Source organism: uncultured Nitrospira sp. (genome assembly GCA_902500695.1).
Lineage (GTDB): Bacteria > Nitrospirota > Nitrospiria > Nitrospirales > UBA8639 > Nitrospira_E.
The window spans coordinates 13,880-39,476 of record CABVRQ010000004.1 but is presented as its reverse complement, the minus strand read 5'-3'; the positions used below and the strand labels follow the sequence as shown (position 1 = coordinate 39,476).

Genomic DNA, 25,597 nt, shown 5'->3' with positions numbered 1-25,597 from the left:
CCCTTTTACGCTAGGCCGTGTTCAGCCATTTCAATGGCTTTCATCATGGCTCCGGCTTTTGTTCGAGTTTCTTCATATTCACGGGTTGGGTCAGAATCGGCGACAATTCCGGCGCCAGCCTGAATGTAGGCCTTCTGTCCTTGAACGACGACCGTACGAATATTGATGCAGGTGTCCATATTCCCGGAAAAACTAAAATACCCGACCGCTCCCGCATAGGGCCCCCGACGAGTGGGTTCCAACTCTTCAATGATTTGCATGGCTCGGATTTTCGGTGCACCAGACACGGTACCGGCCGGAAAACATGCCTTCATGACATCATAGGCGGTGTATTGAGGATCTAATTCTCCTCTGACTTGAGAAACAATGTGCATGACATGGGAATACCGTTCAACTTTCATGAACCGTTCAAGCTTGACCGTTCCGGCTTTGGCCACTCGGCCCACATCATTCCGGCCTAAATCCACCAACATGACGTGTTCGGCTAATTCTTTATGATCGGATAGGAGATCCTGTTCCAATGCCGCGTCAGCTTGTGGCGTCTGGCCACGGGGACGCGTCCCGGCAATAGGCCGCACCACAATATTGCCTTCTTCGCATCGCACAAGGATTTCCGGAGAAGATCCCACGAGTTCGATGCCGGCAATTCGTAAATAGAACATGTACGGCGAGGGATTGAGCACCCGTAAGGCTCGATAGATCTCCAGGGGATTCGTATGGATGGTGGTCTGCCACCGTTGGGACATGACGCCCTGAATGATGTCGCCAGCCTGAATATATTCTTTGGTCCGAAGCACCATTTTTTCAAAATCCACAGGGGTCATATTCGATTGAAATTTGAGTGGCGCACGTCGAATCGTGGCAGTAGGTCGTCTGGTCGGTTTATGAAGCCTGGCAATGATGGATTCAATCCGATTGATGGCATCCTGATAGATTTGGCGAAGCTGGGTCTTCTTCGTGGAAGTAATATGGGCGTTGGCCACGATTTTGAGGGTATGGGCGACATTGTCAAAAATGAGTAAGGTGTCCGTAATGCAAAACGCAAAGAGGGGAGTCTTGATCCCATGTTTCGCTCGAGATGGAATCGGTTCAAAGGATTGGACCACATCATAACCCAAATAGCCGACCGCCCCGCCAACGAATCGTGGCAAACCGGGAACGACAACCGGGTGATACGCGGCCATGGTTTGTTGAATATGGTCCAAGGGGTTTTCCTGCAGCGGAACCCGATGCTGTTTCCGGCCCGTTTGGGTGACGACCTCGCCATTCTCCTCCCACAACATGACGGAAGGATTACTACCCAGGAAGGAATATCTTGCCCAGTTTTCTCCCCCTTCGATACTTTCAAATAAGAAGGCATTGGCTCCCGTATTGATTTTGGAAAATGCCGACACAGGCGTCTCGAAATCTGCCAGAATTTCTCGATAGAGTGGGACGAGATTTCCTTGTGCGGCGAATTGGCAGAATTCGTCAAAACTCACTGAATAATAAGCATTTTTCATGGTTTTGACGGTACCATACGGCCTATGAGGTGTCAACGAAAGTGCCGGTGAGACACGAGGTTTTTAGAGAGAAGAATAAGAAAAGGCCGGAACCGGAGGAAGAAGCCTTCCTGGGGATTCCGACCTTATCTTAAAAAATGAACTGAGGTGAAATTACTGGCCGTTGACGATGAGTTTTTGTCCAACGTGAATGGTGTTATCGGTCAGCTGATTCCAGGATTTGAGATCATTGATGGATACGCCATATTCTTTGGAAATCCGGTAAAGGGTCTCTCCTTTCGCCACAATATGCGATCCTTCGCCATGACCTCCAAGAGTATCCATCATAGGCGAATCCAAAGGAATGCTGTCTCCCAAGTTCAAGTCGGAATCAAGTTTCGTCATATCTGAATCTTTAAAGTCCAGATCATTCAGCCCAAATTCAGAGATCGAAGGTTCGGAAAGTTTCAAATCATCCCCTTTTCCCATCCCTCCCTCTCGCACACGCGAAAGTTCGTCATGGGAACGATTGAGTTGGTCTCGCAAGGCTTCTAATTCGGAATTTAAGTCCCGATTTTGCGATTCCATTGAGCCCATTTGTCGTTGCGTGTCTTGATACTTCACATTTAATTCACCGGTTCGTTTTTCTTCTTGCGCTAAGAGACGTTGGAAATTTAACGCACGCGCCTTCTCGGCCTCGAACTTTTCTGTGCTGACACATCCGGACAAGACCCCACTACAGACCAGCACGCCAGCCACAATTTTCAGGTATCCACACCAGCCCGATGGTTGGGGATCTCCTTGATATTCCCCGAACAATGGTTGCGTCATGTTACGCATTCCTCCTCTGAGGTTCATATGTATCCCTTCTTTAGGGACAATGGTCAATAACGAGAACGCGAAGATCTCCACGATCTAGTCACCTTTTGCTACACAATAATTCGGAATAAGGATAATGTCAAACAACTATTTTGCATACCAGCAGAAGTTACGGAACAGCACGATTCATTGACCATAGAAAAATGGCTGTGATAATTTCACTTACAGATTTCTTTCGTCTTTTTCTATGACCTCTCCATTTTCACATTCTCCAGATCCTTCTGTGATGCATGTCGGGCAGGTTGCCCTTCGCTTGGCTCGTCCCCTTGCACTTCAACAAGCGTGGATGGGCGACCAAGACATTTTACGCCAGCTTCTCGCTTGTTGGTTTATCGTTGATGAAAAAGATGTACCCTTATCACCAAGAATTGTCGGTCAACCTGGTGTGGGAAAGACCACACTCGCCATGGCGGCGACTCAAGAGCGGAAGCAGGAACTCTTCATTTATCAATGTACCGCAGATACCAGACCCGAAGATCTTCTTGTCTCCCCCGTCATTTCTGAAGGAGGCACGATTACCTATCAAGCCTCGCCCTTAGTCACGGCCATGCTGACCGGCAATGTCTGTCTTCTTGATGAAGGCAACCGGATGAATGAAAAGAGTTGGGCCTCCCTTGCCTCACTGCTTGATCATCGACGATCGGTCGATTCGGTGGTGGCGGGTGTCCAAATTCATGCCCATGAAAATTTCCGCTGTTGTGTCACCATGAATGAAGATGCGTCGACTTATGAGGTGCCGGATTATATCCTGTCCCGCCTGCAACCGACACTGAAAGTAGAATTTCCTAACAAGGAACATGAATTAGCCATTTTGCGCTATCACCTCCCGTTTGCGTCGGCGGAATTGATCACGCTCACGGTGAATTTTCTTCAAAAAGCGCATCAACTGGATCTCCCGTTCTCCATTCGGGACGGGATGCACATGGTGCAATACGCCATGAAACGGATGGCCCAAGACCCCCACCATCCCGTGGCCCGTGATCCGGCTTGGCGGGAAGCCCTGGTCAATGTATTGGGAGAAGAAGCGCGGGATCTGGATGTGTTAGCGAAACGCCGATCCCAGACATTACACGGGCAAGCTCTCCCGAAAGGATTAGGGGATTTCTTCTTTGAAGAGGACCATCCTCTGCACCCTGACCAGTAGGCCTTCAGCTCTGTAACCCTAAACGACACCGATGAACGGCCCATTCTCTAATTCTTGAGTGGAAAGGGCTCACCCGTTTTCCTCCAGAACGCACCATGACTCTCGCCGCGTTAACCCCTGACTCGATCTTTGCCTTATCTTCCAATATTCACGTCCTGCCTGTGGTGCATGGAAGTGGAGATATGGCTCATATAGTGCGCGAGATTATTGTGTCGCGCCACATTGATTGTGTGGCCATTCCTCTCCCGCCATCTGTGGAACCCCTCATAGAAGAGGGGATCAATCAATTGCCTGTCATCAGTCTGGTGGTTCTTCCAGAACAGGATGACGATGGAACCTCAAGCTGTTCCTATGTACCAGTTGACCCCTGTCAACCGGTAATCATGGGGATTCGATCGGCCATGTCGGAAGGGATCCCGCGAGCCTATGTTGATCGGGAGGTTCAACATTACCATTCCGCCTCCTGGATCGGGCCTGATCCCTATACCCTAAAGACTGTCCCGTTGGCAGCCTTCTCGGCTGCCACCATCCCTTTCTTGCCCCCTCCTCAAGCCCAAAGCTCCCGTTGGGAGCGCATCCGTTGGATGGCATTTCGACTTCATGAACTCGAACTGGACTTTTCTGCCGTTCTTTTTCTCTGTTCAGTGACGGATTGGCCCTGGTTGCGTCAGTCCTATCAAGAGCGGATGCCGTATATATCACCCGAGGAGCGAACAGGCCCTCCCGAGTGGTGGAAGGTCGAGCCGGCTTCGCTCTACTTTGTGTTGAGTGAATTACCCTATGTCACGCATCTGTATGAACAACGACGTGAAGAAGCCCGTGCCGACACGCATTTGGCCATTGATGGCATCAAAGAACTGGTTCTGGAAGCGCGAGCCCAGTGGATGGTGTCCCGTTCTACGACGATCGCGCAAGAGACTAATTGGGTCACCCCTCAATTATTACAACGCTATTTTCAATACGTGAGGAACCTGACGCTTCTCGAGCATCGACTTAAACCGGATTTGTATACATTGGTTCTGGCCGCGAAACAGATGGCTGGTGATGAATTTGCCCTCAGGTTATTGGAAACTGCCAAAACCTATGACTACCAGACTCAACCATCCGCACTGGATACCAGGCCTGGTGTGTTGCTGGGAATTGGCGAACTTCAGGATCCGGATGGAAACATTCTACCGGCTCTGAATCGTTTGCAAGGAGACCCCTTAGTCTGGCGCCGTGTCACCCTTAGGCCCGATCCTCCAAGACCCAAAACACAATCCTGGGCACAACAATGGAATCCATACCGGCAATGTTCCTGGCCTCCGGAGGATCAGCGCATTGAATCGTTTGCGGCGCATGTTCGTCAGCATAGTCGACAGGTCTTGGGGGCGGATTTGGGAAGAATAGAACGATTTACTCACTCACTGGAAGATGGAATTGATCTGCGGGCGACCTTGCGTGAATGGGCCATTTCCCCGACCCGATCAGTGCGGGATATTCATGTCAAAGTGGTTCCTCCTGTGCGGGGAACCATTGAAGCGTTGGTTTTTTTCTTTGAGGTCCCGGCTGACCCTCAGATGTTTTCCTGGCAAACAACCTGGTATGCCGAACATCAGGAAGAATCCACCCTCAGCTTTTACGCGACTCCCTTTACGACAAACCTGGTCGGACCGGGAATCGGGGAGGCATGCTATGGCGGGGCGCTTTTCCTGTATCCACCACGCCACATTCCTGATATATGGGAAAACCCCGCATTTGATTTTGCGACGTCCCTCGAAGAACGATTGCTTGCGGGAGCCTGTGCCTATTCACAAGAACCCTTTGTGGCTGTCGTCTCTCCCGTTCCGCTGACTTCTGTCTGGCGAAAAATTGCCCGTCGTTTCGGCCGGAAGCTCCTCCCCATTCCTCTGCACCGGTTTTCAGGGCAAACGATTGCTCGTCTACGACGATTTCATGTGTTAAATGGACACGACATCCGAAGTTATGCAGCCAAATTTATTCGGGAATAATCCTGGCGAGACGGGAGAAGAGAGTCCTGCCAAGACTCCTCCAGGTCCTGCCGCGCCATCCGCAAATGTTCGACGGAAGCTAGAAGAGTTGAAGCACGCCATCCGTTGGCATGATGAATTGTATTATGTTCAAAGCCGATCCGAAATCTCTGATGGTGAATATGACCAGCTCTTTCGGGAGTTGCAAGCCTTAGAGAACCAATACCCGGACTTAAGGACACCTGATTCGCCAACCCAACGGGTCGGGGGGGCGCCTCTTGTCCAATTTAGTAAAATTCCCCACGAATTTCCTCTTCTCAGTTTGGATTCGGAAATGGATGAAGAGAGTGTATTGGCTTTTGATCAGAGGATTTGCCGGGAACTGGAAGTGAACCAGCCAATCTATACGGCTGAACCCAAATACGATGGGTTATCTGTTGCACTCACTTATGAGAATGGCATATTTGTCCGAGGGGCAACGAGGGGAAATGGCGCAATAGGGGAGGACGTGACGCACAATCTTCGTACCATACGCGCCCTACCATTACAGTTGAAAGAAGGCGGGACCTATCCCTCCCATGTGGTGGTGCGTGGGGAGGTGTTTATGAAGCTCCCCGATTTCCACCAATTAAATCGACGTCTGACTGAGCAAGGTGAAGAACCCTTTGCCAATCCGCGCAATGCGTCATCCGGAACATTACGCCAATTGGATCCGGCCATTACTGCGACCCGCCCGCTGACAATCATCTGCTACGATTTCATGAGTCCCGGGCCAAAAAGGCCCAGCACCCATTTTGAAGCCGTCACATGCCTGAATGCATGGGGATTGCCCATCCCTCAATTTCGCCGGCACTGTCCCTCCATTCAGGAAGCTATGGAATTTCATCGTGAGATGTTTGAAAAACGGGATGTCTTGCCATTCGAAATTGACGGCATCGTCATCAAAATTGACCGGTTCGATTGGCAAAAGACTCTCGGTGAAAAATCACGAAGTCCCCGATGGGCCATCGCCTTCAAGTTTCCTCCAAGGAAAGAACTGACCAAAGTTCAGGATATTGCCATGTCGGTCGGTCGGACAGGGGCACTCACACCCATTGCCTTATTGGACCCGGTGGAAATCGGTGGTGTGACGGTGAGCCGGGCCTCATTGCATAACGTGGAAGAAGTGGCCCGTAAAGATGTGCGGGTGGGTGATACCGTAAAAGTCGAGCGGGCAGGGGACGTTATTCCGGATGTGGTGGAACGAGTGCCTGTCCCGGGTGAAGAGCGTGGGGCTCCTTTTCAACCGCCAGCAATATGTCCTGTTTGCCAATCACATACCATCCAGGAAGGACCAATTCTGTATTGTACGGGCCAAACGGTGTGTTCAGCGCAACTGAAGGGATCACTTGAACATTTTGCGTCAAAGAGTGCTTTGAATATCGAAGGGCTTGGAAAAAAAACGGTGGCACAGTTGGTCGACAAGGGCTTCGTCAAGGATTTATCCGATCTGTATACCTTAGGCGTCGATGATCTTCTTCAATTGGAAGGTTTTGCAGACAAATCCGCGAGGCAACTTTTAGGAGAAATAGAAAAGAGTAAGGACGTTCCCTTCTCGCGCCTTTTGATCGGCCTCGGTATACGTCATGTGGGGACTCACATCGCCAGGATCCTGGCCAAGGAATTTGTGTCGCTCGACAATTTGAGGAGAGCTACCGAAGAAGAACTTTTGCTAATCCGTGACATTGGACCAGAGATTGCCGCGAGCTTGATTCATTTTTTTCAAGAATCACGCAATTTGATTGTTTGGCAACACATGGAATCATTGGGGGTTCGGGTTCAACAGGAAACCAATATGTCGGAGCTTCATGCTCAACCGCTAAGGGGGAAGATTTTTGTGCTAACCGGAACGTTAAAAGGCTATTCCCGTCAGGAGGCGAAACGCAGAATTGAAGAATTGGGAGGACGTGTCACAACCAGCGTGAGTAAACAGACTGATTACCTCATAGCCGGCGAAGACCCCGGTTCTAAATATGACAGTGCCACAAAATTAGGAGTGCAGATAATTGACGAAAATGAATTCTCCTTATTCAGTCAGTCCGGGAACCTTGAACCTTCATCCTCCAATGAGTAAAATTTCTATCGAATAATCTAAGAGGGTTTTATCTCACCAGGAAATAGAATGAGTGACCACAAAAGGGATAGAGCAATCTCTTGGCTGCAATGATAAGGGGAGACCACATGAAGGTGTATCAGCAGGACAAAGGAAAATAAATCAGAAGTCTTTGTTAGGATTCTGAAGACACGGTAGACGGTTCGGTGGGAGGGGTTTCCGGAACAGGCTCTTCCTTGATGATCTGCACGCTTTTGATTGAGCGTTCATCTGCGTCATGTACCACGAGGAGGCAGCCGTCAGTTTCAACCTTTTCGCCAATAGCGGGAATATGTCCTAGCTCTTCTAGGATGAGCCCGCTAATGGTATTTTGCTCTTCTTCATCTAATTCGACTTTAAGAAATTCATTGATACGTCGAACTTCAGTCCGGCCATCCACTAAAATTTGATTTTTTCCTGTCCGGCGAATCCATTCTTCGTGAAGATCGCCTTCATCCAGAATTTCTCCTACCACTTCTTCAAGAAGGTCTTCGACGGTAATTAAACCCATCACTCCACCAAATTCATTGACCACAATCGCAATATGCCGTTTTTCTTGTTGGAATTGCCGCAATAAATCATCAGCCGTTTTGGTAGAGGGAATGAACAATGCCGGTTTCGCAAATGATTTGAGGGTAAGGTTTGTATGACTTTGAGCCAGTTCCATCAAGGCATGATTCCGATAGAGAATGGCGGTGATATTATCGGGATTTCCTTCGTAAATGGGGATCCGTGAATATTTCGCTTTAAATAACTCTTCCCGTGCTTCTCCCAGTGTTTGATTACCATCGAGAGCGAACATATATATTCTTGGAGTCATGGCATCTTCAGCCGTCACGTCATTGAAATCAAACACGTTTTTAATCATTCTCACTTCATCCGTCTCTAAGACCCCCGCTTTACCTCCGGCATCGAGCATGATCTTAAGTTCTTCTTCCGTAATAAACGGCACGGTTAACCCACGACCCCCGGTTAGTTTTAATATAAACGGTTCCAAGAAATAGAGAAAAGGAAAGAATAGTTGTTCTAGGAGATAGATAGGGTAAGCCAGTAATTGCACGGCCGTTTCGGAATATTTTGCACAGAGCGTTTTGGGTACAATCTCGCCGAATAAGAGAACCATAAAGGTTAAGAGACCCGTAGCCACAGCTACAGCCTCAGAACCAAACATGCGGATGGCAATCAAGGTAGCCATGGAGGCCGCCATAATATTGACCAAATTATTGCCAATCAGAATGGTCGAGAGAAGTCGTTGTGGATTCGACCGTAATTTCAGGGCAAGTTTTGCCCCTTTATGACCTTCATCGGCCAGGGCTTTCAACCGGCTTTCCGTTATTGAAAAAAAAGCGATCTCGGCGCCAGAGAAAAAAGCGGAAAGTCCTAGACAAATAAGGACGGCGATAAAATCCATAGAGGGATTAACGAGCTCCGACGTGACAAAAATATGTCGTTACAGCAGAATTAGCTGCAAGATCTCGTAGTCTGGTCTTGGAGGAAGTTGGTATCAGAAGAGTTTGAGAGGGATTCATAATAAGGCCAAACGTCTCATTGTTGATGAGAGGTTTTGAGCCCTCACTGCTTGCTTGGGTCCAAAGTACCATAGGGCACAGGTTTAAGGCAATTAAACTGGATAAATTATCATATTAGCTCTTTTATTTCAGTTAGTTACCCTGAATTAGAAGAGGATCGAGATCGAATTCTTTTTCTAGTTCTATCGCCACGATTTTTGCCTTTTGCTCAGAGGGATATGTCCCAACCTGAACACGGTGCCATTGGCCGGATGGAAGGTCCACGGTCGTCAATCGTATATTGGGATATTGATTGGCCAATTGTTCCTGTAAGGAAACCGCTTGGGTTAAAGTCGTGAAGGAGCCTATCTGCACCCAATAACTAGCAGCCTCTCCCTTCGACATATAGCCGGAACTGGCGTTTGGGGATTCGAGGATTGTTAAACTGACGTTCTCCGTTCCTCTTCCAATCATGGCCAACTCCCTGGCAGCTTCATAGGACAGATCAATGATCCGACCCCGAATAAAAGGACCACGATCATTGATGCGAACGGTCACGGATTTCCCAGTTTCGACACTTTGAACGAAGACCCGTGTGCCAAAGGGAAGCGTACGATGTGCGGCAGTGAGTGCCCACATGTCATAGGGTTCACCGTTGGCAGTCGGATTACCATGAAAACTTGGACCATACCAGGAAGCCACTCCCCGTTGAAAAGTTCCTGAGGTCATTGGCTCAGTACGGGAATGGCCAGCTCCAGCGCATCCGGCCATGAGCAGGAAAGCCAGGAGGAGGCAGATCCTTCCAGCCGGTGAACCACGAAATTGCATTACACGTATTCCCAACTTTTTGGTGAAGGAAGCACTTTTATCGAGTTGGATGATATTGGGGACGCACCATGAGACCCAGGGACCCACCAAGATGGTCAGTACTTCTAGGGAGTCTGGTCCATCGTTCGTCGGTCAATAAAACGGTAGCTCTGTCGATTGAACACCGGATATACAGAAAAAATCGGTGTTCCAAATGGTATAACGGCACTGTCAATGCCATGGCTTAATTGAAGGTGGAGATTCACGAAATTAAAACTCAAGCCTTCTTGCCAGGGTTGGGATAAATTGTGCACATATGATTCAACTTTATCGGAAGCGTACGTTCTGGTCATGAGACCCGCCCCCCCTTGCAACCCATAATCAGGTAGATCCGGTGCCCCTTGAATGAGGAGCGAAACCATAGAGGCATCAAACCACACCTTGATGTTACAACTGACCTGAATAAACGGCCCCAAACTACCGGCATGTTCTAACACGGTCATAGGATAGACCAAATCTGGTGGGAGAGAGGGGTCGGTTTGAGAGGCTTGAATGATAAACTCAGGGTCCTTAATAGCCGATACAGAGAAAAAGATAAGATTAGGATCGCGGAGGTCCACATCCAGCACTTGGCCGTCATGGTAACTGCATAATTTCCCCATCTCATAGCGCAAGGGAAATGAATATCCAATTTTTCCATAAAAAATTCGAATCCCGGCTTCCAATGGCTCTTCCGGGCTTCGACTAATTTTTAAGTCAAATGGTAACACAATATGAAAGGCATTAGTCCGGGCATTGATAAAGGGAGCGCAGGCACCGGGAAATTCCTTGTGGATCGCAAGGTTGTCTGGTTCAAACTTTTTCGCCGCCCCGCCAAAATGCTGGGCAGTTTTTGCCTCTTTGGTTAATCGGTATTTTTCCTGGTAATAGGTGGAAGCCCGCTTTTGAGCCGTTTCGAGGAAATATTCAGGGACATCAGTTTCGACAATTAAGCTTTGTCGATCTGGGGATTGTGACCGGGCCACCTTCATTGCGTCATTGTAACGTTGAAGATCGCTTTGGGTTTTTTTGATCAAATGTTCCAGGTCACGGCCTAATTCAGGGTCGTTATAGCGTGTGTTCGGTAAAATTTGGTAGGCTTTTTGCAATAACTCTAGTTTCGTTGTGTAGCGTTTTGGTTCGGCAGAAAAGACTGTTGCTATAGCCATCAATAAATTAAATTGTTCCTCAGGGAGGAGGGATAATTTGCTCAGATCGTTTTCTTTCACAAATGCTAAACCTAACGGACCAAATGCTTCCTCCTGGCGTAGATGGAGGGTAAGTAGATAGTTGAGATAGGCGCGAGCGTCTTCTTGAGTCATAGGAATCCTTATTTTACGGGAGGGAATTGTAAGGTATGTTCGTGATTGGAGCAAGGTATCGTATGAAGTTTAATCCAATTTTTTTGGGAAACTCTGTTGTTTTGATGACAATGAGAAGCATCAAGTTTGAGCTTGCGAGAAAACAGCGTTTTTGAAAGAAAGGATTTAATATGCAACAAGCCTTTTTGCAAAAACTCAGAGGTGCCGTCTTTATACTGGGATGGGTTATTGCCTGTCTATTCCTGGGAATCGACGTGACATTTGTTTCGGCAGAAGATTCAGCCGTCAAGAGACCAGGACCGGTCGCAGCTGGAGGTGAGGATTTTTCCACCGAGAATCTGAATAAACAAATTACAGATTTAGAAACACAAATACAGAAGCTCCGGGATCAAAGCATCGAGCTGCAAGAAAAAACTCGAGCCAAACTTCAAGCCCAACTCGAGAATTTCAAAAAACAACAAGATACCCTCATTCCGCGTATTGAGCAACTTCGTGACAATAGTGAAACAGCATGGCAGGACATCAAGGAAAACATTCAAAAGGCCATTGAGGATCTCAAGCTTTCCGTTGACTCCATGAAAAAGTAGAGATGTGCCGGGCTCTCAGTTTATCTCCACTTTGGCAGTGTATTACTTGCCAGGGACCTTTCGCTTTTTTATCCTTCCATCTTTCTTTTTCACTCATTTTTTATGGCTCGGCTAAATTCAAAACCTGCATCGCTAGAAACGTCTTTTTATCCTGATCCCCTATGATAGTATCCCCCATGGTCCAACACACAGAACAGGTCTTGGAATGGCCTGTTTTAATCAACTGCCTTGCCAAGGAAGCTGCCTCCTCGTTAGGGGAGGCCTGCTGTCATACCCTCGCCTTTGCATCTGACCTTGAGACTGCACGGATTCAACAACAAGAAACTACAGAAATGGTTCACATTCTCGAGGGTGCCCATCCTCTGCCCTCCCTGGTGTTTCCCGATATCCGTCATGTGCTGGCACGAGCTGAAAAAGAAGGAATGCTGGAAGGACCGGACCTGCGAGATATTAGTTTGGTCTTAGGCCTTGGGCATACGGTCAGACAGCACTTGCAGATTCATGGCTCCTCGTTGCCGAGGATCAGAACTCGTTCCTTGAACCTTCAAGATCTGGCGTGGGTTAAGCAAATGCTTGATTCATGCATTGATCACAACGGCCATCTGCGGGAATCGGCGAGTCCTGAGCTCTATCAATTAATCCGAAAACGGCAGGATCTCGGTCAAACAATGCGACGACAGTTGGAAGGGATGTTGGCTTCGCAAGAATATGAAGATCTCCTTCAAGGACGGTACTTTGCAGAACGTGAGAATCGATATGTAATTCCGATAAAAGCCGAACGCCAACACGCGATTGATGGGATTGTCCATGACATTTCCGGTAGTGGAGCTACGGTGTTTATTGAGCCTCGCCATTTGATCGAATTAAATAATTCAATTAAATTTAACGACTTGGAGGTGGCTCAAGAGGAACGGCATATACTGCAAGATTTGTCCGCCTTTGTGGCTGAGCATGTTTGGGCCATCCGTGAAAATTTGTCCTGCCTGGCCGATCTTGATTGTCTCATGGCCAAAGCACGATTAAGCATCAGAACGCATGGCTCTCCCATTCACCTTAACCAAGGACATGGTATTGATCTGCGGCAAGCCAGGCATCCACTCTTGGCGTTGACCAAGGACGAGGTCATACCCAACTCCATTCGGATTGAGGGCGACACCTCAGTTCTCATCATTTCTGGACCGAATGCGGGCGGGAAGACGGTGTCATTGAAGCTGGTGGGCTTGTTCGCGATGATGGTGAAAGTCGGACTTCACCCAACTTGTGACCCTGATTCTCATATGGCACTTTATGGGCAGGTGTATGCGGATATCGGAGATTCTCAAGATCTCAGTAAAGATGTATCCAGTTTTTCTGGCCATATCCTCAACATGATTGCATTATTAAAAAATATCGGATTGCCAGGGGAGCCAGCGAACCGTGATGCTCTTGTCCTTCTCGATGAAGTGGGCAGCTCGACTGATCCCATTGAGGGCGCTGCATTAGCCGAAGCGCTCTTAACCCGTCTTTGCGAATTAGGATGTACGATTGTCGCGACCACTCATTACCCCGCCTTGAAAACTCTTGCCTTTCGAAATCCTCATGTTCGGAATGCCAGTCAGGAATTTGATCTGATCACCCTCGCTCCAACATACCGGCTCATCGACGGAATTCCTGGGGGGTCTTCAGCCCTGGATATTGCCGGACGATTAGGATTGGATTCGACAATCATTCAGTCTGCCAAGTTTTTAATCCAACGGCAAGACTTTGATCTTGATGCCATCTTTAGAGCTCTGCAGGACACGCACACTCGATTGGAACGTGAATGTGAGCAGGCTCAATATCTTCGTCAAGAAGCCCAACGCTTGCTTGAGGAGGCGCAAGTGACTCGCGACCAATTGACAGTCCAGGAACAGGAAGATCGCCAACGATATCGAAAACAATGGCAAAAAGAATTTTCCAAAGCACAACGGCATCTGAATCAAATTGTGAACGACTTAAAAAAGGACAAAACTCTTTCCAAGATGAAATCTATCCAACAAACGATAAGCACGCTTAATCAGGAAATACTTTCTCACCTCCCAAATAATTCATGGGTATCATCTGAACCACTGCATGAAGGGGACCTGGTAGAAATTAATGCGCTGGGGACTGTAGGGATCTTGCAGGAAAGTCTTGAGGGAAAAAGACAGGTATCTATTCGTGTGGGTACTCGGACAATTAAAACAGCCCCTTCTGCCATACGTCGAGCCACACCTTCGCCGGGTAATAAACCCTTGTCGGGTCAACAACAATTGGGTGGGAAGCGATCTCTGTCCACAATTTCCACTGATCTGGGTTCCCCAGCCTTAGACCAGGAAACAGGGCTCTATCAACAGGAATTGGTTATTCGTGGGTTCCGTTTTGACGATGCGATGGAGATGACGCTTGCGGCCCTAGACCATGCCTTGGTCACCCAAGCCAAATATCTTAAAGTCATTCATGGCCAGGGCTCTGGCGCACTCAAAATAGGAATTCGAAATCTTTGTCAATCTTCTCCCTATATCAAAAGCTTTCGAGCGGGAGATCCATCCGAGGGAGGAGACGGGGTGACCGTGATTGAATTACGATAAAGGAATCCGTGGAGCGTGATTCTCAAGTCCAATCTGGACATTGCGGATAAATCCCTCGTGCTTGGGTCGGCGTAAGGGGCTCCCTTTTGTGAGCGAATGAAATTCATCTTTTGTCAGATTGGCCAATGAGGATAATTGCGGATGTAATGTCCATGGAAATGGTTGGAATCCTGGCTCAGTAGTGGGATTAGCATTCACGTTAAAAGGACAAATATCCAAGCAATCGTCACAACCAAAAATTCTATTGCCTATTTTTTTTCTCAGCTCGGCTGGCACATCATCCACACCACCACGGTATTCAATCGTCAAATACGAGATGCATCGCTCCGCATCGAGGAGATAGGGTTCCACGATCGCTCCAGTGGGGCAAGCCTGAATACAGAGCGAGCAGGTTCCACATAAATCCATGGCGGGTTCACCACCATCCAATGGCAGGGTCGTGAGAATTTCTCCGAGCAGCAGCCAAGATCCAAAATCGGTAGAAACAATATTTGTATGTTTGCCGATCCAGCCAATACCGGCCTCTTGGGCCCACGCTTTTTCCATGATGGGACCTGTATCCACATAACTCCTCGTCTGAATATCCGGTACGTGTGAGTGAAGGAAATTTTCTAATTGGGTTAATCGATCCCTCATGAACCCGTGATAATCTTTTCCCCAGGCATATCGGGCAATTCGTCCAGAAACCTTTGACTCATCTGGAGTATGATTGGTGAAATAATTCATCCCCACGACCACCAGAGATTGGCAGCCTGGAAGCACTTCTGCTGGGTTGGATCGGCGTTTCGGGTTCTTGGCTATCCATTCCATAGTGCCATGAAATCGCAAGTCAAGCCATTTTTCCAGGCGTCTCCATAACCGCAAAGTAATCGATTCTTCCGCAAAGGGAATCGTACTTTGAGCCGGAGGGAATGGCATGCTGGGAGGAGGCGTTGGAAGGCGAGCGATTCCTACAGCATCAAAACCTAAGCGGCGGGCCTCTTCTTTGATTTGATTTGACAGGATTGACCGAGGAGACATGAGTCCTCCTCCTTCTCAGGGGAAAAAACGAGATTTATTTCTGTCCAGGGATTTCTGGATTAGCAGGAGGAACATTGTTCTCGCAAATAAACATCACCATAAATCTTCCTGTACATTGATCAGTTGTGCAAGCTTGGCATGATCCGACAATGGACGTTTTCCAGTCGGTTTGGCTCTCGTTAAATTGGCACGAAGTTCCCCCTCCTTTGGAAATATCAACCCAGGGTTCGGGATACCCGGGAAACTTGGCCACAGAACAGCCATTGGGAATGGGAACTTGGCATTCAGCCTTTGGATCGCCTTTCACCATGCCAATGGTACAATTCGCTTCCGTTCTCGACCGGGAGTCGGTTGCTTCCCCCTTATTGATAACCCCAAACAAGCCGTTTCCGGTAATGAGAAAAGCTATAATTGGCCACATCAATAGCTGACGGGTTTTTATTTGACTAATTCTTGCTTTCATTGTACTTGGATATGAATTCATTGCTAGCTATATCGTGGTAAAAGAAGGAGGCAAGTTCCATGATACAATAGGAGAATTTCGTAAAGATGGACTTTCTTATACCACAGGCGCCAAACAATCTGTCAAAATTTTATCTCCTTTTGCAGGCTATCATACTGTATTCTGGGGATTATCCTAAATACAAGAAATGTGATATCTGATGGGGGAAGGAATTAAAGATTCGGAAATTGAAAAACCCCCTGGAAGATTCAATCCTCCAGGGGGCTTTCGCTATATTCGTGAGTCGGATTTTAGAATCCGCCCATGCCGCCCATGCCGCCCATCCCATGGTCATGGCCGCCAGGCATCCCAGCACCTTCTGGCTTCGCTTCTGGGATTTCTGTCACCATGACTTCGGTGGTGAGCATAAGTCCTGCAACACTGGCAGCATTTTGCAACGCGCAACGTGCGACCTTAGTCGGATCAATCACACCGGCCTCAACCATATCCACAAACTCTCCCGTGCCTGCATTGTATCCTCGGTTTGTGGTTTCACCCCGAACTTTTTCCACAATAATGGAGCCCTCTGCACCTGCATTGATGGAAATTTGTCGAATAGGTTCTTCTAGTGAACGCTTGACGATATTCACCCCGACTTGTTGATCGTGGTCTAGTTTCATCTTATCCAATGCCGGAACGCAACGAAGAAGAGCCACGCCTCCACCAGGAACAATACCTTCCTCTACTGCGGCTTTTGTCGCATGAAGCGCGTCCTCTACACGAGCTTTCTTTTCCTTCATTTCGGTTTCGGTCGCTGCGCCTACGTTAATCACTGCAACGCCACCAACCATTTTCGCCAATCGCTCTTGTAATTTTTCACGATCGTAATCGGATGTAGTTTCGTCAACCTGCGTCTTAATTTGCTTGACCCGACCTTCAATCCGTTTGGGATCCCCGGCGCCTTCCACAATCGTGGTATTATCCTTGTCGATGTTCACCCGTTTGGCGCGTCCAAGGTCTGTCAGCTTCACGCTTTCAAGTTTGAGGCCTACTTCCTCAGAAATCACCTGTCCGCCCGTCAAGGTGGCAAGATCCTCCAACATGGCTTTCCGTCTATCACCAAAGCCCGGAGCCTTTACTGCTGCCACATTCAATGTTCCACGAAGCTTATTGACCACCAGGGTTGCCAGAGCTTCGCCTTCGACATCTTCAGCAACAATGACCAACGGTTTGCCCATTTTTGCTACCTGCTCGAGAATGGGGAGCAAGTCCTTCATGGCACTGATTTTCTTTTCGACGATCAGCAAAAACGCGTCTTCCAAGGAAGCTTCCATCCGGTCTGCATTGGTCACGAAATAGGGAGAGATGTACCCGCGGTCAAACTGCATGCCTTCAACGACATCTAATGACGTAGTCATGGATTTGGCTTCTTCTACGGTGATGACGCCATCTTTTCCCACTTTATCCATTGCCTCGGCGATCAGGTCACCAATGGTGTGATCGTTATTCGCGGAGATTGAACCGATTTGGGAAATTTCTTTTTTGGTCTGGCAGGGCTTGCTGATTTTTTTTAGTTCTTCAATTGCGACTTCAACGGCCTTGTCAATGCCTCGCTTAATTTCCATTGGATTGGCGCCTGCGGTGATATTCTTGACGCCTTCACGGTAAATCGCTTGTGCTAAAACGGTTGCGGTGGTTGTTCCGTCACCTGCGATATCACTGGTTTTGCTTGCCACTTCCCTAACCAATTGGGCACCCATATTTTCATAGGGATTTTTTAATTCGATTTCCTTGGCCACCGTTACGCCGTCTTTGGTGATCGTTGGGGCGCCAAACTTCTTATCGAGAATGGCATTCCGGCCTTTTGGTCCCAATGTCGTTTTTACGGCATCGGCTAATTGGTTCACTCCGCTCAAAATGGACGCACGTGCCTTTTCACTGTATTGCAACTGCTTAGCCATACAAATCCTCCTTAGAAATCATTTTGTGGTGTGGAATACAAATCAAGAAACTGGGTTCGAAAGTGACGGCGGCGTTAATTTTCAAATACGCCCAAAATATCTTCTTCTTTTAAGATTAAACAATCATCATTCTCAACCTTGATTTTGGTTCCAGAATACTTGTCAAACAACACCTGATCGCCAACCTTTACATTTTCAACATCAGGGCCTGCGGCTTCGATGGTGCCTCTTTGGGGCTTTTCGCGAGCCGAGTCCGGTACGTAAATTCCCCCTGCAGTCCGCTCTAATTCTTCAGTATAGGCCACGAACACCCGGTCCCCTAAAGGACGGAATCCCTTCGCACTGCTTCCCCCTTTCGATTCCTTCTTTTCCTTCTCTTTTGTGGCTGCCATGTCTGCCTCCTTTTTTGGTTGTTGGCCAATTGAATGAGAAAATGGTGAGAACTGTAATCAACTATTGGGATTACGCACATCTGCCTGAATTTTCATATAGATGCGGCATCTTGAAAGGAAAGATAAGTCCGCTTGATTTGAAGTCAAGAGGGAAAGGCAAGATTTTCAACAGGGAAGGGTGCCGGACATGCCATCTTTAAGGAAGATATACACTCAAAATCCTGTGGCCAACCGATTTTCATACGTATATAAACTTACAACACTATTTCCTGAGATGTTCAAAGTCCTGAATATCTTTTTTCATAAGCTCTCGCAACTTTTTAATTATTTTGGCCTCAAGCTGACGAGTCCGCTCTTTGGTAATCATATATTTTCTTCCTAAGTCTTCTAAGGTCACAGGAGATTCCGAGAGAAGTCGGTTGCGAAGTATGTCTTCCTCCCGCTCTGAAAGTGTTTGTGCAAATTCTGCCAACTTTTTTCGGAAGAGGAGTCGCAGTTGTGAGTCACCCAACTGGTCATCAATGGGAGGTTGAGTAGACGGAAGGAGATCATGAAACGTGCCTTCCCCGTCAGCGGTCATTGGTTGATCCAGGGAAAGTTCCCAACTTCCCAAACGTTGATCCATTTCCACAACATCTCGTTCACGCACATTAAGGCGGTCCGCCAATAATTTAGGATCAGGGACATAGCCTTGTCGTTCCAATTTGGCTTTTTCGCGACGAAGATTATAGAAAAGGCGTCGTTGTTCTTGGGTCGTGCCTATTTTGACAAGACGAAAATTATTGAGGAGATATCGCAGCACAAAGGCTCTAACCCACCAGGCCGCATAGGCATAAAAGCGAACATTTTTTGTAGGATCGAATTTCTTTATGGCTTGCAAAAGCCCGACATTCCCTTCCTGGATAAGGTCCATTTGATCAATTCCGGCAAGACCATATTCTGAGGCAATCGACACACACACACGCAGGTTAGCTAGAATTAATTTCACTGCAGATTCTCGTGTCCCTGCTGTCTGATATTCATGGAAAAGTTGAAGCTCTTCCTCTTTCGAAAGGAATGGGTAACGGCGGACTTCGGCTAAGTATCGACTGAGCGTTGTGGTCGGAGTAAGTGCGGTTGAAACCGAATCCCAAGTCGTCTTATTCTCGGATGCCTCTTCACTTTCGGGTTGGTGCTCCTGTTCCCCGGTTTCATCGAGGAGTATTTCTTCATGGACTTCTTCGTTCGGCAGCTTAGAAAGAGAGTCTTTCGGCACAAGGTCGATCACATTGGAAATCCGCTTTTTTGATGATTTCTGTTTCATGCTTTGGCTTAATGATCAAGAAGGCAGGGTTCGCCACATTCTACTGTTATTGTAATGAATTTTTCTTGGATCGCCAAACACATTCACGAAATTTTCTAATTTCGAGGTAATAACCGGGTTTTCAGAAGTTCCTCTTCAGAGAAATATTGGCAATGTCAGATAAAACTTTTTATAGTTGGTTCATGACAGCAGGCTTGAGAAATGCAAAAAGAAAGGTCTTCCCATGCCCTTGAAAGAAACATGTTGAAAGACGTTTTCCATTCACTTCGTTCCGGGCATTGGCCAACTCTCCTTGGTGCGTGGCTCCACTTTGAAGTAAGTTTTATGGTGTGGCTGCTTATCGGGGCCATGGGCATCGCCATATCTGGGGAATTTTCTCTCTCGGCCTCTCAAAAAGGGTTATTAGTCGGCATCCCATTGCTAGGCGGCGCATTACTTCGAATAATTGTCGGGCCGCTAGGAGACCAGTTAGGGGCCAAAGTTGTGGGATTGGGCATTTTGGGCTTGGAAGGCGTCGGGTTGCTGCTGGGATGGCTGGGAGGAACTAGCTTCGAGTCTATGCTGGGAATTGGTCTTTTTTTAGGATTTGCCGGGGCCAGCTTTGCGATTGCTCTGCCTCTGGCCAGCCAAGCCTATCCCTCAGCACACCAAGGGTTGGCCATGGGAGTCGCAGGAATTGGAAACAGCGGCGTGCTATTGGCTGCATTTTTTGCCCCGCGCCTTGCGGAAGCATTTGGCTGGCATCAGGTTTTCGGCATTATGCTGCTACCTGTTATGGGGGCGGCTCTCATCTTTTTCTGGCTGGTTCCATCGGCTCCGGAAAGGAATGAAACCGACTTCTCAACAAAAGACAGTATTAGGATACTCTTGCGAAAAGGACTTCAGGATCCAGTCATGTACTGGTTGTGTTGTTTATATGGGGTGACGTTCGGAGGGTTTGTGGGGCTTTCGAGTTATCTCCCGATTTTTTTTCATGATCAATTTCAGGTGGACATGGTAAAGGCTGGAACATTGACCGCCTTTTGCGCTTTAACGGGAAGTGGTGCCCGCCCTCTGGGAGGATTTCTTGCGGATCGGTTCGGGGGGTTAACCTTATTACAAGGGCTCTTTCTTATAGTAGCCGCCTTATGCCTTGCCTCAGGGAATCTTGATCATTTTGTCTTGACCTATACCCTGATTCTCCTAATAATGTTTTGTTTAGGATTTGGAAATGGAGCCATTTTCCAGGTGGTTTTCAATCGATTTAAATCCATAATGGGAACGGCTTCCGGCTTTATTGGTGCTGCAGGAGGTCTTGGGGGGTTCCTTTTACCATCTGGGTTTGGATGGTTGAATGAAATAACCGGAACCTTTTCTTCTGGATTTTTCGTTCTGGGCCTGGTTTCAGGATTAGCAGGTATTAGTGTTATGATAGTCCAACGTTCGGTCTGGTTAGGCAAGCCCAAATCCATTCCAGACATTTAACCAGCTGAAGCTGAAACGTTTGACGGTCAAGTGAGTCACCCATGAAAAAAGAAACAGCCCCAATACACAAGCCTCAATTTCACACAATTGCCGAAACTTTACAGGATATTCAAGCTGGTAAATGCATCATCCTTGTTGACGATGAGGATCGGGAAAATGAGGGGGATCTGGTTATGGCTGCTGAAAAAGTCACGCCTGAACATATTAATTTTATGGCGAAATACGGACGAGGTTTAATTTGTCTGGCCCTCACCCCAGACCGAGTTGAGGAATTGAAACTTCCCCCCCAGGCAAACGAAAATACCGCACCTTTCGGTACGGCTTTTACCGTATCGATTGATGCCGCCAAAAATATTACCACAGGAATCTCGGCTGCTGATCGAGCCACCACCATTCAGTTGGCCGTTGACCCAAAAGCCAAGCCAAGCGACTTTGCAAGACCTGGGCACATTTTTCCATTAAAAGCCCATAAGGGCGGAGTATTACGCCGTGCCGGACAAACCGAAGGGTCTGTTGATCTTTCCCGCCTGGCTGGACTGTATCCCGCGGCAGTCATCTGTGAAATTATGAATGATGACGGCACGATGGCCCGGGTTCCTCACTTAATGGAATTTGCAAGGCACCATAGCCTGAAAATCATCACAGTTAAAGATTTGATTCAATATCGGTTACATCGGGAGACGTTTGTGAAACAGGTAGCCACAGCGAATCTCCCTACACGCTTTGGTCATTTTCAGTCTGTGGTTTTTGAAAACGAACTTGATGCCGGAACACACATCGCCCTCGTGAAAGGGGAGATCGATAACCTTCCAACCTTGGTACGAGTCCATTCTGGCTGCCTGACAGCTGATGTCTTTGGGTCTTTGCGATGTGATTGCCGTGAACAACTGCATCGAGCAATGGAAATAATTGAACGGGAAGGCAAAGGGGTCCTGCTGTACTTAAATCAGGAGGGGCGGGGAATTGGACTCACCAATAAAATTCGGGCCTACCACCTTCAGGACCAGGGTAGTGATACAGTCGAAGCCAATTTGCAATTGGGGTTTAAAGCTGACTTGCGGGATTATGGAATTGGCGCCCAAATTTTAGTGAATTTAGGTCTCAAGAAAATCAGACTCATTACCAATAATCCAAGGAAAATTGTGGGGATCGAGGGTTATGGATTGGAAGTGGTCGAACGCGTGTCCATTGAGATTACGCCCCAGGAGTCAAATGTGCACTACTTACGCACGAAAAAAGCCAAATTAGGACACCTCTTGAATAATGTGTAATGGGGACTTGCGGTTCCCATCGGCAAGTGGTACACACTGATCCCGACTCTCTCGCTTTTTGAGGGACTGAGTTTTGAAGGAATTTCTGAACTAGCATGGTGAATCAGGAGCGCCGTGGGGATGAGGTAGATTGTCAGGTAGCGATCGTGGTCAGTACTTTTAACGAGGTCGTGACCAGCCGCTTACTGGCTGCAGCTGAATCCACCTTAACCCAATTAGGAACCCCACCAGACCACAGGCAGGTCATTCGGGTTCCTGGGGCATTTGAGATTCCATTAATTGCAAAGACACTGGCCCAATCTCATCGATTTGATGCCGTCATCTGTTTAGGGGCAGTGATCCGCGGGGAAACGCCACACTTCGAATATATTTGTGCAGAGACAAGTCGCGGGATCGGCCAGGCATCTCTGGATACCGGAATTCCCATTATTTTCGGTGTCCTGACTACGGATACCGTTGCTCAGGCAATGGAACGTTCCGGAGCACCTGAACGAAATAAAGGGGCGGACGCAGCCCGCACCGCTCTTGATATGGCCGTCTTAATGAAACGTTTGAGTAAGACCAGTATTCGCCAGTCTGGTTTCTTAAGAGAATCCACAACATCATGACTATGACCGTTCCATCAGGTACCCCACCAGCTAATCAGACACAGGGTCGGCCATCCAGACGCCTGGCCCGGCAGCTTGCGCTGCAAATGCTTTTCCAATATGAATTTCAAGATCAAAACCCATCCTGGCAAGAAAAGTTTTGGGCAAGTCAATCGGCTTCACCGGAAGTCCAAACATTTACCTCAAATCTCTTTCTTGGGGTCATTACGAATCAGCCTGAAATTGATCAAATTATTCGTGCCTTTGCCATCGACTGGTCCTTGCAACGGATGCCGGTCGTGGATAGGAATATCCTGAGGTGTTCCATTTACGAATTGTTATGGGAGCCCGATATTCCGGCCATGGTGACCATCAATGAAGCGGTTGAATTGGCTAAACTCTTTGCGGATGATGAGGCCAGACGATTCGTGAATGGACTTTTAGACCATGTTCTCCGTGCTGAGCCAAAGCTTGCTATCAAGCGAAGCCAAATTCAACAAAAATATCCTGCGCCGGAATTCTCTGATCCATCACCTACCTCCTAATTGCCCTTTCCCATGATTGACCGCTACACGTTACCCCGTATGGGGGCCGTTTGGACCCAGACCCACAAATATGAGTTGTGGTTACAGGTCGAACTTGCCGTGTGCGAAGCCATGGAAAAGATGAGACAGATTCCTCCCGGCGTGGCAGCCCGCATTCGAAAAAAAGTCACGGTTAATCCTTTACGAATCGCGGCTATCGAACAAATCACTAAACATGATGTTATTGCTTTCCTGGAATCGGTGGCGGAGCAGGCAGGGAATGATGGTCGATTTCTGCATGTCGGGCTCACCTCTTCGGATATCGTCGATACGTCCCTTTCGTTGCAGTTGGTGGAAGCCGCCCAATTGATTCGTGAGGATCTTAAAGTATTGCTTAGTGCCTTGCGGGATTTAGCTTTTGCGCACCAGGATACCCTGATGGTGGGGCGTTCGCATGGTATTCATGGAGAGCCTATTTCCTTTGCGTGGAAGGTGGCCATTTGGTATCAGGAGTTTCAACGACAGCAACTCCGCCTAGAGGCCGCGTTCGTGGACATTGCTGTCGGCAAGCTTTCCGGGGCCATGGGCACATTTGCACATCTTTCTCCCTCAATAGAAAAAACGGTATGTCAACGCTTAGGGTTGAAGCCGGCGCCTATTTCAAATCAGGTGCTTCAGCGGGACCGTCACGCGGCCTTCCTTTCGGTATTGGCTCTGATGGCAGCCAGTATTGAAAAAGTTGCCACTGAAATTCGTCATTTGCAAAGAACCGAAGTCTTGGAAGCCGAAGAGTACTTTGAGCCTGGCCAAAAGGGCTCTTCCGCCATGCCTCATAAACGGAACCCGATCAGCTCGGAAAATTTATGTGGTCTTGCCAGAGTGGTTCGCAGTAACAGTCTGGCTGCCATGGAAAATGTTGCATTGTGGCATGAACGAGACATTAGCCATTCATCGGCTGAGCGGATAATCCTTCCGGATAGCACGATTCTGATCAATTACATGCTGGTCCGGTTAACGAACATGTTGTCCAAGCTGGTGGTCTATCCTGAACGGATGATGGCCACGCTGAATCAAACGGGTGGGCTGATCTATTCGCAACGAGTGTTGCTGGCGCTGTTAGATAAAGGTGCGATCAGAAAAGACGCCTATGAGCATGTGCAGCAACAGGCAATGGCTGCATGGAAAGGGGCAGGAAGTTTCCAAGCCCTTATAGAGGAGGATCCCTTTATTGCCAAACACCTGAGTGCAAAAGAGATCGCGACCTGCTTTAATCCCAGAGCCTATTTGCGAAACCAGCAGCAGATTTTTAGACGGGTGTTTGGAAGGCACGCTCAGAGCGTGCGTTCAACACCACCCCAAGCCACTATCTCAAAAAAAGCATCAACCAAGAGGAAGAGAGCATGACTAAGGGAGATATGCTTTACGAAGGGAAAGCCAAAAAGATTTTCCTGACTGAAAAATTAGACGAAGTCATTCACTACTTCAAGGACGATGCCACAGCATTCAATGCGCAAAAACGAGGGACTATCTTGGGAAAAGGGGTGGTGAACAATAAAGTTTCCGCCACGCTTTTTCAGTATCTTGCGGAAGCCGGCACTCCCAGCCATTTTATCCAGCGACTCAATGATCGAGAAATGTTAACGCGACGGGTGAAAATTATTCCCGTGGAAGTTGTGGTGCGCAATCGAGCCACGGGCAGTATTGTCAAACGCCTGGGTTTAGAAGAAGGCTTAATCATTGATCCCCCATTAGTCGAGTTTTTCTATAAAGACGATTCGCTGGGCGACCCTCTGATTTCCGAAGACCATATTCGCCTCCTTAAATTGGCCACACCCTCGCAAATTCAAGAACTCCGGCAACAGGCTCTCAAAATCAACGAAGTGCTCAAACCTTTTTTCCAGAAAAGGGGCATGATGCTGGTGGATTTTAAGTTGGAATTTGGTTTATGGAATGGTCAGATTATCTTAGCAGATGAAATTTCCCCCGACACGTGCCGTTTTTGGGACATCCAAACCGGGGAACGCATGGATAAGGATCGTTTCCGTAAAGACTTGGGGCGTATCGAGGAAACCTATCAAGAAGTTCTCAAACGGGTTTGCGGATAAATCGTGTTTTTCGAGTAAAGCGATCGTTCTTTGGCAAAGGCCATGTTGGCAAGAATCCTGGCTGTGCCGTAA

The 25,597-nt window shown here is 48.0% G+C and carries 20 protein-coding genes; 11 read left to right on the top strand and 9 right to left on the bottom strand.

Annotation, left to right across the window (positions count from 1 at the left end):
* Positions 1–5: 5 nt before the first annotated feature.
* A complete protein-coding gene (gene trpE, locus AAH187_RS01695; RefSeq protein WP_342346694.1) occupies positions 6–1,502 on the bottom strand; it encodes an anthranilate synthase component I in 1,497 nt (498 codons plus the stop codon).
* Between the two features lie 153 nt (positions 1,503–1,655).
* Complete coding sequence (locus AAH187_RS01690; RefSeq protein ID WP_342346693.1) at positions 1,656–2,312, bottom strand: LysM peptidoglycan-binding domain-containing protein; 657 nt, start codon at positions 2,310–2,312, stop codon at positions 1,656–1,658.
* 235 nt (positions 2,313–2,547) lie between these two features.
* Between AAH187_RS01690 and AAH187_RS01685 the strand changes: the two genes are divergently transcribed.
* From AAH187_RS01685 to ligA, 3 genes are all read left to right on the top strand, one after another.
* Complete coding sequence (locus tag AAH187_RS01685; RefSeq protein WP_342346692.1) at positions 2,548–3,504, top strand: AAA family ATPase; 957 nt, start codon at positions 2,548–2,550, stop codon at positions 3,502–3,504.
* A 95-nt stretch (positions 3,505–3,599) separates the two neighbouring features.
* Positions 3,600–5,495 (top strand): hypothetical protein, encoded by a 1,896-nt coding sequence (locus AAH187_RS01680; protein WP_342346691.1) that lies wholly within the window; start codon positions 3,600–3,602, stop codon positions 5,493–5,495.
* Positions 5,449–7,587 (top strand): NAD-dependent DNA ligase LigA, encoded by a 2,139-nt coding sequence (gene ligA / locus AAH187_RS01675; protein ID WP_342346690.1) that lies wholly within the window; start codon positions 5,449–5,451, stop codon positions 7,585–7,587. The genes AAH187_RS01680 and ligA overlap by 47 nt, the downstream gene beginning before the upstream one ends.
* A 154-nt stretch (positions 7,588–7,741) precedes the next feature.
* On the opposite strand, the gene AAH187_RS01670 is transcribed toward ligA, so the two are convergent.
* The 3 genes from AAH187_RS01670 to AAH187_RS01660 all read right to left on the bottom strand — a co-directional run bounded on the left by AAH187_RS01670 (position 7,742) and on the right by AAH187_RS01660 (position 11,281).
* Positions 7,742–9,016: a hemolysin family protein gene (locus AAH187_RS01670; RefSeq protein ID WP_342346689.1), complete on the bottom strand. Its 1,275-nt coding sequence runs from the start codon at positions 9,014–9,016 to the stop codon at positions 7,742–7,744.
* A gap of 250 nt (positions 9,017–9,266) precedes the next feature.
* Entirely contained in the window at positions 9,267–9,941 is a 675-nt protein-coding gene (locus AAH187_RS01665; RefSeq protein WP_342346688.1) for a septal ring lytic transglycosylase RlpA family protein, read from the bottom strand.
* Positions 9,942–10,045: 104 nt separating this feature from the next.
* Positions 10,046–11,281 carry a hypothetical protein gene (locus tag AAH187_RS01660; RefSeq protein ID WP_342346687.1) on the bottom strand — a complete coding sequence of 412 codons (1,236 nt, stop codon included), beginning with the start codon at positions 11,279–11,281 and terminating at the stop codon, positions 10,046–10,048.
* Between the two features lie 170 nt (positions 11,282–11,451).
* On the opposite strand from AAH187_RS01660, the gene AAH187_RS01655 reads away from it, so the two are divergent.
* Together AAH187_RS01655 and AAH187_RS01650 are read left to right on the top strand one after the other, a co-directional pair.
* Positions 11,452–11,868: a hypothetical protein gene (locus AAH187_RS01655; protein WP_342346686.1), complete on the top strand. Its 417-nt coding sequence runs from the start codon at positions 11,452–11,454 to the stop codon at positions 11,866–11,868.
* Positions 11,869–12,044: 176 nt separating this feature from the next.
* Positions 12,045–14,456, top strand: coding sequence for a Smr/MutS family protein (locus tag AAH187_RS01650; RefSeq protein WP_342346685.1), 2,412 nt, complete (start codon positions 12,045–12,047; stop codon positions 14,454–14,456).
* Here the strand turns inward: AAH187_RS01650 and queG are convergent.
* From queG to AAH187_RS01630, 4 genes are all read right to left on the bottom strand, one after another.
* Complete coding sequence (queG, locus tag AAH187_RS01645; protein ID WP_342346684.1) at positions 14,448–15,476, bottom strand: tRNA epoxyqueuosine(34) reductase QueG; 1,029 nt, start codon at positions 15,474–15,476, stop codon at positions 14,448–14,450. The genes AAH187_RS01650 and queG overlap by 9 nt on opposite strands.
* Before the next feature lie 753 nt (positions 15,477–16,229).
* On the bottom strand, positions 16,230–17,879 hold the full coding sequence (gene groL, locus AAH187_RS01640; RefSeq protein ID WP_342346683.1) for a chaperonin GroEL: 1,650 nt from the start codon (positions 17,877–17,879) through the stop codon (positions 16,230–16,232).
* 74 nt (positions 17,880–17,953) lie between these two features.
* Positions 17,954–18,271, bottom strand: a complete 318-nt coding sequence (locus AAH187_RS01635) for a co-chaperone GroES (RefSeq protein ID WP_342346682.1) — start codon at positions 18,269–18,271, stop codon at positions 17,954–17,956.
* A gap of 262 nt (positions 18,272–18,533) precedes the next feature.
* Positions 18,534–19,574, bottom strand: a complete 1,041-nt coding sequence (locus tag AAH187_RS01630) for an RNA polymerase factor sigma-32 (protein ID WP_342346681.1) — start codon at positions 19,572–19,574, stop codon at positions 18,534–18,536.
* A gap of 240 nt (positions 19,575–19,814) precedes the next feature.
* On the opposite strand from AAH187_RS01630, the gene AAH187_RS01625 reads away from it, so the two are divergent.
* The 6 genes from AAH187_RS01625 to purC all read left to right on the top strand — a co-directional run bounded on the left by AAH187_RS01625 (position 19,815) and on the right by purC (position 25,525).
* The gene (locus AAH187_RS01625; RefSeq protein ID WP_342346680.1) at positions 19,815–21,038 is read left to right on the top strand and encodes an MFS transporter; all 1,224 of its coding nucleotides are present in this window, start codon (positions 19,815–19,817) and stop codon (positions 21,036–21,038) included.
* 41 nt (positions 21,039–21,079) lie between these two features.
* A complete protein-coding gene (locus AAH187_RS01620; RefSeq protein WP_342346679.1) occupies positions 21,080–22,309 on the top strand; it encodes a bifunctional 3,4-dihydroxy-2-butanone-4-phosphate synthase/GTP cyclohydrolase II in 1,230 nt (409 codons plus the stop codon).
* A gap of 95 nt (positions 22,310–22,404) precedes the next feature.
* The gene (gene ribH, locus AAH187_RS01615) at positions 22,405–22,917 is read left to right on the top strand and encodes a 6,7-dimethyl-8-ribityllumazine synthase (RefSeq protein WP_342346678.1); all 513 of its coding nucleotides are present in this window, start codon (positions 22,405–22,407) and stop codon (positions 22,915–22,917) included.
* Positions 22,914–23,441 carry a transcription antitermination factor NusB gene (gene nusB, locus AAH187_RS01610; RefSeq protein ID WP_342346677.1) on the top strand — a complete coding sequence of 176 codons (528 nt, stop codon included), beginning with the start codon at positions 22,914–22,916 and terminating at the stop codon, positions 23,439–23,441. Before ribH ends, nusB begins: the two co-directional genes overlap by 4 nt.
* A gap of 12 nt (positions 23,442–23,453) precedes the next feature.
* On the top strand, positions 23,454–24,824 hold the full coding sequence (purB, locus tag AAH187_RS01605; protein ID WP_342346676.1) for an adenylosuccinate lyase: 1,371 nt from the start codon (positions 23,454–23,456) through the stop codon (positions 24,822–24,824).
* Entirely contained in the window at positions 24,821–25,525 is a 705-nt protein-coding gene (gene purC / locus AAH187_RS01600; RefSeq protein ID WP_342346675.1) for a phosphoribosylaminoimidazolesuccinocarboxamide synthase, read from the top strand. Before purB ends, purC begins: the two co-directional genes overlap by 4 nt.
* The last annotated feature ends 72 nt before the right edge of the window (positions 25,526–25,597 follow it).

Bases quoted from the DNA above. Each gene is read 5' to 3' on its own strand.
- groL (WP_342346683.1), bottom strand. From the start codon at position 17,879: ATGGCTAAGCAGTTGCAATACAGTGAAAAGGCACGTGCGTCCATTTTG.
- AAH187_RS01670 (WP_342346689.1), bottom strand. From the start codon at position 9,016: ATGGATTTTATCGCCGTCCTTATTTGTCTAGGACTTTCCGCTTTTTTC.
- AAH187_RS01620 (WP_342346679.1), top strand. From the start codon at position 21,080: ATGAAAAAAGAAACAGCCCCAATACACAAGCCTCAATTTCACACAATT.
- nusB (WP_342346677.1), top strand. From the start codon at position 22,914: ATGACTATGACCGTTCCATCAGGTACCCCACCAGCTAATCAGACACAG.
- AAH187_RS01635 (WP_342346682.1), bottom strand. From the start codon at position 18,271: ATGGCAGCCACAAAAGAGAAGGAAAAGAAGGAATCGAAAGGGGGAAGC.
- AAH187_RS01650 (WP_342346685.1), top strand. From the start codon at position 12,045: ATGGTCCAACACACAGAACAGGTCTTGGAATGGCCTGTTTTAATCAAC.
- purB (WP_342346676.1), top strand. From the start codon at position 23,454: ATGATTGACCGCTACACGTTACCCCGTATGGGGGCCGTTTGGACCCAG.
- AAH187_RS01680 (WP_342346691.1), top strand. From the start codon at position 3,600: ATGACTCTCGCCGCGTTAACCCCTGACTCGATCTTTGCCTTATCTTCC.
- AAH187_RS01630 (WP_342346681.1), bottom strand. From the start codon at position 19,574: ATGAAACAGAAATCATCAAAAAAGCGGATTTCCAATGTGATCGACCTT.
- trpE (WP_342346694.1), bottom strand. From the start codon at position 1,502: ATGAAAAATGCTTATTATTCAGTGAGTTTTGACGAATTCTGCCAATTC.
- AAH187_RS01655 (WP_342346686.1), top strand. From the start codon at position 11,452: ATGCAACAAGCCTTTTTGCAAAAACTCAGAGGTGCCGTCTTTATACTG.
- ribH (WP_342346678.1), top strand. From the start codon at position 22,405: ATGGTGAATCAGGAGCGCCGTGGGGATGAGGTAGATTGTCAGGTAGCG.
- AAH187_RS01660 (WP_342346687.1), bottom strand. From the start codon at position 11,281: ATGACTCAAGAAGACGCTCGCGCCTATCTCAACTATCTACTTACCCTC.
- ligA (WP_342346690.1), top strand. From the start codon at position 5,449: ATGGACACGACATCCGAAGTTATGCAGCCAAATTTATTCGGGAATAAT.
- AAH187_RS01665 (WP_342346688.1), bottom strand. From the start codon at position 9,941: ATGCAATTTCGTGGTTCACCGGCTGGAAGGATCTGCCTCCTCCTGGCT.
- purC (WP_342346675.1), top strand. From the start codon at position 24,821: ATGACTAAGGGAGATATGCTTTACGAAGGGAAAGCCAAAAAGATTTTC.
- AAH187_RS01690 (WP_342346693.1), bottom strand. From the start codon at position 2,312: ATGACGCAACCATTGTTCGGGGAATATCAAGGAGATCCCCAACCATCG.
- AAH187_RS01685 (WP_342346692.1), top strand. From the start codon at position 2,548: ATGACCTCTCCATTTTCACATTCTCCAGATCCTTCTGTGATGCATGTC.
- queG (WP_342346684.1), bottom strand. From the start codon at position 15,476: ATGTCTCCTCGGTCAATCCTGTCAAATCAAATCAAAGAAGAGGCCCGC.
- AAH187_RS01625 (WP_342346680.1), top strand. From the start codon at position 19,815: ATGTTGAAAGACGTTTTCCATTCACTTCGTTCCGGGCATTGGCCAACT.